Below are 10,912 nucleotides of genomic sequence, written 5' to 3'. Positions count from 1 at the left end.
ACCTCGCGGAACATCCGCGGTGGCTGGTGGGTGTCGTTCCTGATGGGGGGCCTGAACTACCAGGTCGAGCACCACCTGTTCCCGTCGATGCCGCGGCCGGCGCTGAAGCAGGCCCGCCTGCTGGTCCGCGACCACTGCGAGACGCTCGACGTGCCGTACACCGAGACGACGCTGCTGCGGTCGTACGGCATCGTCGTCCGCTACCTGAACCGGGTCGGTCTCGCCGCACGCGACCCCTTCGCCTGCCCGATGGTCGCCGAGCTCCGCATCCACTGACCCCACTCTCGCTCTTCCCACCTCCGACAGGAAGCATCACCATGAAGACCGTCATCGTCCTCCTCACCCTCTGGGTCATCCTCGCGATCGTCGGCTTCGCACTGAAGGGCCTGCTCTGGCTCGCGATCATCGGCATCGTCCTGTTCGTCGGGACCCTGATCTTCGGCGCAGTCCGCCGTGCCGGACGCAAGGCCAGGCGCGTCAACTGAACCCGGCAACACCCTCACTCGCATCCGTGCGCACTGCCGCGGTCGTCCTCAACCCGACCAAGACCGACCAACATCGACTGCAGGGGGTACTCGACGCGGCTGCCGTCCGGCATGGGTGGGGATCGACGCGCTGGTACCCGACAGCGGCTGGCGACGGCGGCCGCGCCGCCGCACGAGCAGCCGCCGGCAGCGCCCCCGACGTCATCCTCGCCGTCGGCGGCGACGGAACACTGCGAATCGTCGCGGAAGAACTCCGGGGCACCGGAATCCCCGTCGCAGTTCTCCCGACCGGCACCGGGAACCTCTTCGCCCGCAACCTTGGCCTGCCCCGCAACGACGTCGACGCGGTCATCGACACTGTCTTCACCGGCACCGACCGGCAGATCGATCTGGGACTTGCGGAGCTGACCCACGCCGACCATTCGACAAGCGAACACGTGTTCCTCGTCATGGCGGGCATCGGACTCGACGCGAGCATGGCCGCCGACACTAACGCCTGGGTCAAGAAGCGCTTCGGCTGGGTGGCGTACTCCGACCCCATCGCCCGGTCCGTGATCGGCAACCGTCAGATCCCCATCCGCTACAGGCTGGACAACGGCCCAGCACGCTCGATGCGGGCGCACACGATCATCGTCGGCAACTGCGGCACCCTCACCGCCGGCGTCCTGCTTCTGCCGCGCGCGGAACCCGATGACGGCATCCTTGACGCTGTCGCGTTCCGGCCCAACGGCTGGTTTGGGTGGACCAAAATCGGCTACACCCTCACCCTCAACCGGTTCTTCGCCCGCACCGGCTTCGGGCGTGTGCTCGCCAAGGTCCTTCCACGATCACGTGCACTCCCCACCACCCGGGCACGGAACCTCCGCCTCGACCTGGACACACCGGAGCGCGTTCAGCTCGACGGCGACCCATTCGGAACGGTCCGATCGGTGACTCTCACTACCCACCACTGCGGCCTTACCCTCCGCACATCACCGCGACTCGGCGCTCGGTAGCCGCGCAGGTAGTCCCGAGACCCAGAGCAGACAGCCCGCGCTCCACTCCGCGCGAAACGTTTGCCGGAACGTCGAGTCCGTACTTGGCTGCCTGCCACTCACAAGTGTTCGCCCTGTCATGGTGCCATCCGGGATATACCGGCTCACCCACCCTCGCTGACAGCGGCGCGTCCTGTTGGAAAGCGGCGCCCACGCCCGGGAAAGCTGGACGCCAGGCGCCGCTCGAGTGCCGTCGTGCGATCAGAGAGCACGACGGAGCTCTTCTCCGGCAACCAGCCGAAGCTTCTTCAGTATGGGCACCCAACGAGCGTGGGTCTGTCCTCATTTGAGCCGTCTTGCACGAACTCTCTCGTGCGGGCAGAGTTGGAGATGCGTGATCGGACGACAACGCCGACGCGCTGCGCGAAGCGTTCTCCGACTACGTCGCCGCCGCTCGCAAGGTCAGCGGTCGCCAGAACCGCACCAGCGGTGGCAGCACCGCGAAGCGCGGCAACTCCTCCGACGAGCTCGCGAAGATCCGCGAGTGGGCCAACGCGAACGGTCACGAGGTCTCCAGCCGTGGCCGGATCAACCAGGCCGTGCGCGACGCGTACGACGCCGCGCACTGACACCACGACGACGGCCGGCACCCCCGCGGGATGCCGGCCGTCGTTGGTCGTACCGACCGACGTCGATACGGAGCAGCTGATCTCTCAGGCCGAAGTACCCTGCAGGGCGATTGCCTTCCAAACGTCAAACTGACGGTCGTTGCCAATCAACGGGTTGCCCCAAAGCTTCACCGCCTGCTCGACTTCTTCACCCGCCTTCAGCACCTTGTAATAACCGGCACCGACAACGGCAATTCCGCGATCAGGGGCTTGAATGAGCTTCATAAGATTATTTCTCCTAAAATGAGTGACGCTTCGCCAAGATTGGGACGACCGTTAGACTTTTGTTCCCTGTAGTGAAATGGCCTTCCAGAGATCGAACTGTCGATCATTTCCGGGCATTGCGTCTCCCCACAACGCCTCTGCGCACTGCTGGAACTCTTTAGTCGGAAGATCCCTGAAATAGCCGGCACCCACTACTGCCATGCCACGGCCGGGAGACTTAATTACCTTAAGGTAGGGGTCCCTCGGCGTGGACGGTGCTGATGAATCGTTCGCAAAGGGCGCCCCGACCACCAGAGGAGCGGGATCGATGAAAGTGCCGTTACGCGTTATCCCCAGGTGCAGGTGGTTCCCAGTAGATGTGCCCGTCGTACCAACGCGCCCAATGAACTGGCCGGCAGAGACCTTCGCGCCGTTCGCGATGTCAATGTGATTTTGATGCCCGTAGTAGCTGACATATCCGTCAGCATGCTGGATCTTCGTTAAATTGCCGTAGCCGCCGCTGACTCCAGCGAAAATCACGGTACCGGCGGCAATTGCGTGGATACGCGTGTCCTTCCCGGCGGTGAAGTCGAGCCCCTGGTGGTCGGTACTGCCAATACCTCCGGGCGATGGCCGGGGGCCGAAGGGCGATCCGATCGGGTATTCCCTAGTGAACGGGTACCGCCAGGCAACGGCAGCGAAGGCCGGCACCGAACCGAAAGATGCAGCCCCCATGGCTGCGGCTCCCGCTGCGGCACCCGCGTACGTAAGCAGCTGGCGCCTGGTCGGGCCGCCGGTGTGTTCGTGTTTGACCACGTTGTCCCCTCTCGCAGGGGACGCCCCTGCGCCCCCGCCTTACCAGGGTACCGAGATGCGGCGCAGGCACAAGAGCTGGCCTGACGGTCGCCCCAAGATCATCTGCCGTCCTCGGTACCGCCAAACCGAGGTGTATCACCAGAACCGGCCGCCGCGCCTCTAATGCGCTAAGGCATGACGCGCAGCTACCTAACCCTCGATCCTGCACCGCTGCCCCTACCAGAAGAGCCAGTGCTCCTTCTACGAGGTATCGATCCGACCGCCACGACGCAACGCTCACCCTCTCGCCCGTCCGGCCTGCAACCCCGAAGTCTGACACGGTCATCGTGCGGCGGCCGAGGTCTCAACGCGCACCGTGAAGCGCACGCTGTCCTGGACCATGGGCGGACTCCGGCTTGAGTTTGAGGAGGCTCGACCGTGCAGCGCGGGAGGTCCCGATCGAGATCTGCACCAGAGACGCACCACGGGCACTACCAGGAACAAGAAAACCCCCGCGGGGGCGGGGGTTTTCTGTGGCGGTACCGGTGGGATTTGAACCCACGGTGGAGTTGCCCCCACACATGTTTTCGAGACATGATCCTTCGGCCGCTCGGACACGGTACCGGGAAAGAGTTTACACGACTCCGGCGGTGCTCACGACCACCACGGGCCGCTCCCCTGCACAGCCGGCGCTGTCCCGCCGTTCATCCACGGGCCGGCCTCAGCAGAGCCCGAGGTGAGCGAGCCCGCGTACGGTCTCCGGCATGAAGACCCGCACCCTCGTCGCCCTGCTCACCTCCGTCATCGGCGGGCTCGCCGTCGTGGGTGGTGGCGCGTTCGGTGCTCGCGCGGGGATCCGGGGGCAGCGAGCCGCGTCCCAGCGCGTGGTCGACATGCTCCCCGTACATGCGGACTGGTGGCGGGAGCGCCTGCAGCACGAGGGGCAGCTGACGTACCTCGCGATCGGCGACTCCGCCGCGCAGGGCGTCGGCGCCACCGCTCCGGGGCGCGGGTACGTCGGCCTCCTGGCCCGCCGCATCCGGCACCGGTCGCGCATGTCGGTGCGGGTGGTGAACCTCAGCGTCTCGGGCGCGACGACGTGGGGTGCGAAGCAGGACCAGCTCCCGAAACTGCGGCAGTACACCCCGGACATCTGCACGGTGTCGATCGGGGCGAACGACATCGCGGACTTCCACCCGGACAAGTTCGAGCGGAACATCCGCGCGATCTACAGCGCCGTGCCCTCGCACGCGGTCGTCGCCGAGCTCCCGTGCATGTTCGTGCCCGACCGGGAGCGCAAGGTCGCCGTGGCGAACGAGATCGTGCACCGTGTCGCCGCCGAACTCGGGTTGACCGTGGCGCCGCTCCACGTCATCACGAAGCGCGTCGGGCTCCGTCGGACGTTCTTCAACAGCTACGGCGACCTGTTCCACCCGAACGACCGCGGGTACGAGATCTGGGCGAGCGCCTTCGAGCCCGCGGTCGATGCCCGCGTGGACACCGTCGCCGCGATCCGGCACTACCTGTCCGCACGCGAGGCCGAGGACCTCGGGCGCGAGGCCGGCGCCGTCGCCAGCGCCCGGGCCGAGCAGGACGTCGAGCACGCGGCGGAGCTCGACCACGGCGGCCGACCCGGCCGCGTGGAGCGGCTGCGGCAGCGGATGACGGGCGGCATCCCCTTGCCGGAGCAGGCATGCGGCCACGACCGGACGCCCGCGCACGACGAGGACGACGAGCGCGGCGCCGACGACGAGCACGGCGAGGACACCGATCACGGCCGGCATGCTCCGCGGCACCGCGGTGTCGGCGGGGCGCTCTAGCCTCGAGCCATGGCGCGCACCCAGTCCCTCTACCGCTGCACCGAGTGCGGGTGGACCAGCATCAAGTGGGTCGGCCGCTGCGGTGAGTGCCAGGCGTGGGGCACGGTCGAGGACACGACGGCGGCCGCGGCGAGCTCGCGCGGTACCGCTGCCGTCTCCGTCGCCGGAGCGCGCGTGGCCCGACCGATCACCGAGGCCCGCGGGACCGGGGTCCAGCGGTGGACGTCCGGCATCGGTGAGTTCGACCGCGTCCTGGGCGGCGGCATCGTGCCCGGGGCCGCCGTGCTGCTCTCCGGCGAGCCGGGCGTGGGCAAGTCGACGCTCCTGCTCGAAGTCGCCTCCCGTGCGGCAGCGACCGGCAAGCGGGTCCTCTACGTCAGCGCCGAGGAGTCGGTGGACCAGGTCCGACTCCGCGCCGAGCGCACGAACGCCATGCACGACCAGCTCTACCTGGCGAGCGAGGTCGACCTCGGCGTCATCCTCGGGCAGATCGACCAGGTGCAGCCGGACCTGGTGATCGCCGACTCCGTGCAGACGATCTCGTCGAGCACCGTGGACGGCATCGCCGGCGGCACCTCCCAGGTGCGCGAGGTCGCTTCCACGCTCATCCGGGTGGCGAAGGAGCGGTCACTGCCGGTCCTCATCGTCGGCCACGTCACGAAGGACGGCACGATCGCGGGTCCGCGACTGCTCGAACACCTGGTCGACGTCGTCTGCCACTTCGAGGGCGACCGGCAGACCGCGCTCCGGTTCGTGCGAGCGCTCAAGAACCGCTTCGGCCCGACGGACGAGGTCGGTTGCTTCGACATGGCCGGAGACGGGATCCACGAGGTCCCGGACCCGAGCGGACTCTTCATGTCGCGGAACGGCACCCCGGTGTCGGGCACGTGCGTGACCGTGGCACTCGAAGGACGCCGTGCGCTCCCGGTCGAGGTGCAGGCGCTCGTCGTGCCGAGCTCGGCACCGCAGCCGCGCCGGGTCGTGAACGGCGTCGACGCGTCACGCGTGGCGATGCTGCTCGCTGTGCTCGAACGACGCGCCGGCCTGAAGCTGTCCGATGCGGACGTCTACGTCTCGACGGTGGGCGGGATGAAGCTCACCGAACCGGGCGCCGACCTGGCGATCGCGCTGGCCCTGGCGAGCGCGGCGCGGGACCGTCCGTACCCGCACACGCTCGCGGCGGTGGGCGAGATCAGCCTGGCGGGCGAGATCCGTCCGGCGACGGGCGCGAAGCAGCGCGCGAACGAGGCCTCGCGGCTCGGGTTCACCACCGTGCTCGGCGCGGACGCCGAGCACCTGCGCGAGGCGCTGCGGGTCGCGTTCTCTCTGACGCAGTCGGTCCGTGAACGCGAGCTCGACCGCGCGTTCTGACCGGAACCGGAACGGACAGCCCGGACCGGACCAGACGAGATCTGACCGAACCGAACCGGACCAGGCCGGACCGGACCGATCGCCCGTGGCGAGCCGCAGGACGGTCGCGCGTCGCGCCTCCAGAGCGAACCGACGCCGCCCAGGCCCGCGACTACGCGCGGAGCGCCGCCAGCAGGTCTGACGGTGCCGCCTGCATCGTGTGGGGCCCGGCGATGTCGAAGAACACGCCCTCGAGCGAGTCGAGGTGCGCCGCCAGGAACTCGTCGAGCCGCGGCCCGTCGTAGACCATGACCTGGCGGACCTTCTCGTCCGGGACCATCGCGGTGTACGCGTCGGCGGACGAGAAGAGCAGCAGGATGCGCTTGTCCGAGCCCTCGCGGCCGAAGACGCGGACCTGCATGTCCTTCTTGCCGGTGACGAGCCGGGGGACGATCACGATGTCGTTCCGCAGGGCGAACGCGACCGCGGCGACGTCCTGCTTCGCGAGGGCCTCCTCGAGCTGCTCGCTCCGGAAGCGCTGTTCCTTGTCTGCCATCACCCCTAGTCCACCAGATCTGCACGCCGACGGCGAACAGGAACGGCTGCGAGGCGGAGATCCTGCACAGAAGTGGGCGCTGCCTCTTCCATTGCGGCCACAGCACGGTAGGTTGGTCTCAACCGCTTCGGCGGGAGTCCATCGTTCTTCCGGTGCTCTGCACCTTCGAGCGCCATCGGTCACTGATCTTCCCAGGTCGCCTGGCCCCGAACCCGTCCCACCGGCCCATGCCCGCGGGACGCACTGATCTGACGACAACCGTCGGTGGATCGGCGGCAGCAAGAGCCGTCTCGCAAGACAGGCAACGAACGTGGCCTGGCAAGAAAGTTAAGGAAACGCCATCATGGCAACTGGCACCGTCAAGTGGTTCAACAACGAAAAGGGCTTCGGCTTCATCGCTCCGGACGACGGCAGCGCCGACGTCTTCGCGCACTTCTCCGCGATCGCTGGCAACGGCTACAAGTCGCTCGAGGAGAACCAGAAGGTCGAATTCGAGATCACCGAGGGCCGCAAGGGCCCGCAGGCCGAGAACATCTCGGTCATCGGCTGACCTCAGCTGCTCGGAACGGGCTCGTCGTCTTCGGACGGCGGGCCCGTTCGCATGTCCAGGCGGCGTCGCTTCCGGGCAGCGCCGCCTCGGGTCAGCGCCGCCTCCGGACAGCCTCGCCTCCAAGAGGCGCTGCTTCCGCGCAGCGCCGCTTCCGGACAAATCGCTAGACGCCCTAGCGAAGTGACGTAGCGTGGTGGCATGACTTCCACGCACCACGGACCGGAAGACAGCGCGCAGCCGTTCGACATGCAGACGTTCCTCGACGACTTCATGACCGGACTCGAACCGGGTTCGGTCGAGGAGCAGCTCTAGGAGGAGGTCCGGGAGCAGCCCCTCGGCAGCAGCGCCGCTACTCGCTCCGGACGCCGTCCGACCAGATCGTGTCGTCCGCGGGCTCGAACAGACCGCGCTTCGCGCGCTTCCGGAGCCCCTTGAGCGTCGCGATCTTCACCGGCTCGACGCCGTGATCGCGCTCGTAGGCCGAGGCTGACTCCCGCACGATTCCCTGATCCGACACTCTGTCAGCATGACGCAGAGTCGACAGCTCCCAGTACTGAGTGCGTCACTCGGATGACGTGCCGGGCGCGCCGCAGGGTGGATCGTCGCAGGGCCGCGTCAGTTCAGCACGAACTGCGCCGACTCCTTCGACTCCAGGTCCCCCACCGACACCTGCAGGTGGTAGCTCGCCCCGCCACCGGGCACCGACGGCCGAGCCCCGTCGCACGTGGTCGTCGACGAGCGCGTGCGGTCCCAGGCGATCGCCGGTGTGGTGAGCTCCTGCCCCGCCTTGATGGTGACGTCCTGGTTCGTCCCGCCCGTCTGGCAGTCCTTCGACGACCAGTACTGCTCCTGCCCGGAGCTGATCGTCAGGACCTGCTGCGCCGAGCCGAGGTCCAGGTGGCACGAGTCGGAGCCGGTGTTCGTGATCGACATCGCGATCTGCGGGTCCTCGGTCGGCCCGTAGGTGCCCTTGTCGACGACCGGCGTGAGCTCGATCTGGTCCTCGGAGCACGTCGTGGCGTCACCGGAGGCCGAAGCGGGTGCCGTGGCGGACGCCGACGGGGCGGGTGATGCCCCGGCGCCGGCCGGAGCGGTCGGCCCCCCGGACGCCGACGGGGCGAGCGAGGCCCCACCACCAGCCGACGGCGAGGCCCCCGGGGCCGACGCGGACGAGGCCCCGCTCCCCCGCCCGACCACGATCAGCACGACCACCACGACGACGAGCAGCAACACGCCGGCGACGAGCGCGCGACGACGCCAGTAGACACCGGACGACTCGGGTCCGACAGGGTGACGGAACGACGACATGCGCACAGGGTAGGGCGAACGGGTCTCTCCGCAGCGACGCGACGCCGATGCGCAGCCGAACGCGTCAGCAATCCACAGGCAGCGGATCGCCGGTCAGAGGCCCCTGGCCGAAGGATCCCGGTCAGAGGATCTTCAACATGCGGGTGTTGCCGAGCGTGTTCGGCTTCACCCGGGCGAGGTCGAGGAACTCCGCGACCCCCTCGTCCGACGAGCGCACGAGCTCGGCGTACACGTCCGGCGACACGACCTGCTCGCCGATCTCCAGGTACCCGTGCTTCGCGAAGAACTCGACCTCGAAGGTCAGGCAGAAGATGCGGGCGACGCCGAGCTCCCGGGCGTCGTGCTCGAGCGCCTCGAGCATCCGGTGGCCGACCCGCTTGTGGATCCAGTCGGCGTCGAGCGCGAGCGTGCGGACCTCGGCGATGTCGTCCCAGAACACCGCGAGGGCACCGCAGCCGATCGGCGTGCCGTCCGGCCCCTCGGCGATCCGGAACTGCTGGATCGAGCCGTAGAGCGCGACGTTCTCCTTACCGAGCAGGATGCGCCGGTCGACGTACGGAGCGATGAGCCGCTGGATGTGCGGCACGTCCGAGGCCAGGGCCGGGCGCACCCGGATGCCGTGCTCGTCCCGTTCGTCGAACGCGTGCTTCCCGTTGCCACTCATCCCGTCGAGCATACGGCGCAGCAGGGGGACACTGCCCTGGGGACCCTCCAGCCGGACCGGCATAGCGTCGGTCACGAACCCGAAGAGCACGACGAAACGAAGGAGCGACCATGCCCCAGATCATCGAGACCGTCGACGTCAACGTCCCCGTCCGCCAGGCCTACGACCAGTGGACCCGGTTCGAGGAGTTCCCCCACTTCCTCGACGAGGTCGAGAAGATCGTCCAGGTCGACGACAAGACCACCGACTGGACCGTCAAGGTCGCCGGTCAGGAGCGCCAGTTCCGCGCCGTCATCACCGAGCAGCACCCGGACGAGCGCGTCGCGTGGACCGTCAAGGACGGCGACACCGACCACGCGGGCGTCGTCACGTTCCACAAGCTGTCCGACAACGAGACCCGCGTCACCGCGCAGATCGACTGGGAGCCGTCGGGCTTCCTCGAGAAGCTCGGCTCCGCGGTCGGCGTCGGTGGTCACGCGGTCAAGAAGGACCTGCAGAACTACAAGGAGCGCGTCGAGAACGCCCCGACCGAGCCGGGCTGGCGCGGCGACGTCCAGGCCTAGGACCCGCAGCACGACGGACGGGAGGCGCGGTGCCAGCTGGCACCGCGCCTCCCGTTCCGCTGTGGACGGGACCGCACGCACACGTCACCCTGGCAGGGTGGACACCATGCAGCTCGTCCGCACCGCCGTCACCGGCACCGTGATCGCCACCGCCGGCAGCGTCGCCCTCGGGGCCGCCGCCGCTCGCCGGCTCCTCCGCCCCGCACCGTTCGTGCCCCCGGAGTCCGAGCTGGTGTACGCCGACGAGCGGTCCGTCCCGGGCACCGAACCGGACGGCGTCGTCGGGCGCACGCACGTCGTCCACGTGCACGGCCAGTCGCTCGGCCCGCAGCAGGTCCTGCGTGGCCTGCGCGTCTGGCGGGAGCTCGGCGCCTCCAACCAGGTGGTCGACACGTCCGACCTGCCGCTGCGCTCCCTCGATCCCGCCGCGGTCGACCGCGTCGCCGCAGCCGCGCACGCCGCGCGTGCCCGCGGAGCCGATCGGGTGGTGCTGCAGGGTTGGTCCGCCGGCGCCCTCGCTGCCTCCGCCGCGGCGGCACGCACGCCGGTCGACGGCATCGTCGGGGTCGCACCGCTCCTCGACGTCCGGTCGGCCCTGCGCGGCGCCGTGACGACCGCGCGCTTCCCGGCGGCCGTCGGTGTGGTCGCGGGACGGATCGCGACCACACCGGGTCTCAGCCGCCTCGCCGGGGTGCCCTACCCCCTCACGGTCACCCGCTGGCAGGACGACCGCACGCCCACCCTCCTGCTGCACTCGACGGCCGATGCCCTGGTGGCAGCGGCCGACGTCGAGACGCACCGCGCCCGCGGCGCCCGGGTCGAGACCTTCGCGCACGCCCGGCACACGCTCGAGTGGAACGAGGACCCGGAGCGCTGGGAGCGCGCCGTCAGGGAGTTCGCCGCGACGCTCGGCTGACGGACACTCACCGGAACGAGAAGTGGCCCCGGTCGGGGGGAGACCGGGGCCACTGACGT

The 10,912-nt window shown here is 68.9% G+C and carries 15 protein-coding genes and 1 tRNA gene; 9 read left to right on the top strand and 7 right to left on the bottom strand.

The window, feature by feature from the left end; translation table 11 throughout:
- From J2X59_RS14485 to J2X59_RS14470, 4 genes are all read left to right on the top strand, one after another.
- A partial coding sequence (locus J2X59_RS14485) for a fatty acid desaturase family protein (RefSeq protein WP_326497135.1) occupies positions 1–276 on the top strand: 276 nt, incomplete at its 5' end.
- A 41-nt stretch (positions 277–317) separates the two neighbouring features.
- Positions 318–485, top strand: a complete 168-nt coding sequence (locus J2X59_RS14480) for a hypothetical protein (RefSeq protein WP_224442027.1) — start codon at positions 318–320, stop codon at positions 483–485.
- Between the two features lie 26 nt (positions 486–511).
- The gene (locus tag J2X59_RS14475; protein ID WP_326497134.1) at positions 512–1,480 is read left to right on the top strand and encodes a diacylglycerol/lipid kinase family protein; all 969 of its coding nucleotides are present in this window, start codon (positions 512–514) and stop codon (positions 1,478–1,480) included.
- 398 nt (positions 1,481–1,878) lie between these two features.
- Positions 1,879–2,088, top strand: coding sequence for an Lsr2 family DNA-binding protein (locus J2X59_RS14470; protein ID WP_442781438.1), 210 nt, complete (start codon positions 1,879–1,881; stop codon positions 2,086–2,088).
- Between the two features lie 84 nt (positions 2,089–2,172).
- Here the strand turns inward: J2X59_RS14470 and J2X59_RS14465 are convergent, their stop codons facing one another.
- From J2X59_RS14465 to J2X59_RS14455, 3 genes are all read right to left on the bottom strand, one after another.
- Positions 2,173–2,352 carry a hypothetical protein gene (locus J2X59_RS14465; protein ID WP_326497133.1) on the bottom strand — a complete coding sequence of 60 codons (180 nt, stop codon included), beginning with the start codon at positions 2,350–2,352 and terminating at the stop codon, positions 2,173–2,175.
- 51 nt (positions 2,353–2,403) lie between these two features.
- Positions 2,404–3,147 (bottom strand): M23 family metallopeptidase, encoded by a 744-nt coding sequence (locus J2X59_RS14460; RefSeq protein ID WP_326497132.1) that lies wholly within the window; start codon positions 3,145–3,147, stop codon positions 2,404–2,406.
- 513 nt (positions 3,148–3,660) lie between these two features.
- Positions 3,661–3,750: transfer RNA gene (locus J2X59_RS14455), tRNA-Ser, on the bottom strand.
- 140 nt (positions 3,751–3,890) lie between these two features.
- Here J2X59_RS14455 and J2X59_RS14450 point away from each other — a divergent pair.
- Complete coding sequence (locus J2X59_RS14450; protein ID WP_326497131.1) at positions 3,891–4,946, top strand: SGNH/GDSL hydrolase family protein; 1,056 nt, start codon at positions 3,891–3,893, stop codon at positions 4,944–4,946.
- A 9-nt stretch (positions 4,947–4,955) separates the two neighbouring features.
- Positions 4,956–6,317 (top strand): DNA repair protein RadA, encoded by a 1,362-nt coding sequence (gene radA / locus J2X59_RS14445; protein WP_251154308.1) that lies wholly within the window; start codon positions 4,956–4,958, stop codon positions 6,315–6,317.
- Between the two features lie 151 nt (positions 6,318–6,468).
- On the opposite strand, the gene J2X59_RS14440 is transcribed toward radA, so the two are convergent.
- Positions 6,469–6,852, bottom strand: coding sequence for an SseB family protein (locus J2X59_RS14440; protein WP_251154309.1), 384 nt, complete (start codon positions 6,850–6,852; stop codon positions 6,469–6,471).
- Between the two features lie 343 nt (positions 6,853–7,195).
- Here J2X59_RS14440 and cspE point away from each other — a divergent pair, with 343 nt between their 5' ends.
- Positions 7,196–7,402 (top strand): transcription antiterminator/RNA stability regulator CspE, encoded by a 207-nt coding sequence (gene cspE, locus J2X59_RS14435; protein ID WP_022904520.1) that lies wholly within the window; start codon positions 7,196–7,198, stop codon positions 7,400–7,402.
- A gap of 349 nt (positions 7,403–7,751) precedes the next feature.
- On the opposite strand, the gene J2X59_RS14430 is transcribed toward cspE, so the two are convergent.
- The 3 genes from J2X59_RS14430 to J2X59_RS14420 all read right to left on the bottom strand — a co-directional run bounded on the left by J2X59_RS14430 (position 7,752) and on the right by J2X59_RS14420 (position 9,374).
- A complete protein-coding gene (locus J2X59_RS14430; protein WP_209684597.1) occupies positions 7,752–7,919 on the bottom strand; it encodes a hypothetical protein in 168 nt (55 codons plus the stop codon).
- A 98-nt stretch (positions 7,920–8,017) separates the two neighbouring features.
- Positions 8,018–8,710: a hypothetical protein gene (locus J2X59_RS14425; RefSeq protein ID WP_326497130.1), complete on the bottom strand. Its 693-nt coding sequence runs from the start codon at positions 8,708–8,710 to the stop codon at positions 8,018–8,020.
- Between the two features lie 121 nt (positions 8,711–8,831).
- On the bottom strand, positions 8,832–9,374 hold the full coding sequence (locus J2X59_RS14420) for an amino-acid N-acetyltransferase (RefSeq protein ID WP_209684599.1): 543 nt from the start codon (positions 9,372–9,374) through the stop codon (positions 8,832–8,834).
- Positions 9,375–9,484: 110 nt separating this feature from the next.
- Here J2X59_RS14420 and J2X59_RS14415 point away from each other — a divergent pair, with 110 nt between their 5' ends.
- Positions 9,485–9,937, top strand: coding sequence for an SRPBCC family protein (locus J2X59_RS14415; RefSeq protein WP_326497129.1), 453 nt, complete (start codon positions 9,485–9,487; stop codon positions 9,935–9,937).
- A 97-nt stretch (positions 9,938–10,034) separates the two neighbouring features.
- On the top strand, positions 10,035–10,853 hold the full coding sequence (locus J2X59_RS14410) for a hypothetical protein (protein ID WP_326497128.1): 819 nt from the start codon (positions 10,035–10,037) through the stop codon (positions 10,851–10,853).
- Positions 10,854–10,912 lie beyond the last annotated feature (59 nt).

The organism is Curtobacterium sp. 260, from assembly GCF_030803485.1.
In the GTDB taxonomy this organism is placed as follows: domain Bacteria; phylum Actinomycetota; class Actinomycetes; order Actinomycetales; family Microbacteriaceae; genus Curtobacterium.
Note: the sequence above shows the minus strand (reverse complement) of the source record. Positions and strands in the feature narration are given on the sequence as shown.

What these genes read in the sequence shown, in the direction of transcription:
- J2X59_RS14440 (WP_251154309.1), bottom strand. Translation starts at nt 6,852, where the DNA reads ATGGCAGACAAGGAACAGCGCTTCCGGAGCGAGCAGCTCGAGGAGGCC.
- J2X59_RS14425 (WP_326497130.1), bottom strand. Translation starts at nt 8,710, where the DNA reads ATGTCGTCGTTCCGTCACCCTGTCGGACCCGAGTCGTCCGGTGTCTAC.
- radA (WP_251154308.1), top strand. Translation starts at nt 4,956, where the DNA reads ATGGCGCGCACCCAGTCCCTCTACCGCTGCACCGAGTGCGGGTGGACC.
- J2X59_RS14450 (WP_326497131.1), top strand. Translation starts at nt 3,891, where the DNA reads ATGAAGACCCGCACCCTCGTCGCCCTGCTCACCTCCGTCATCGGCGGG.
- J2X59_RS14480 (WP_224442027.1), top strand. Translation starts at nt 318, where the DNA reads ATGAAGACCGTCATCGTCCTCCTCACCCTCTGGGTCATCCTCGCGATC.
- J2X59_RS14465 (WP_326497133.1), bottom strand. Translation starts at nt 2,352, where the DNA reads ATGAAGCTCATTCAAGCCCCTGATCGCGGAATTGCCGTTGTCGGTGCC.
- J2X59_RS14420 (WP_209684599.1), bottom strand. Translation starts at nt 9,374, where the DNA reads ATGAGTGGCAACGGGAAGCACGCGTTCGACGAACGGGACGAGCACGGC.
- cspE (WP_022904520.1), top strand. Translation starts at nt 7,196, where the DNA reads ATGGCAACTGGCACCGTCAAGTGGTTCAACAACGAAAAGGGCTTCGGC.
- J2X59_RS14415 (WP_326497129.1), top strand. Translation starts at nt 9,485, where the DNA reads ATGCCCCAGATCATCGAGACCGTCGACGTCAACGTCCCCGTCCGCCAG.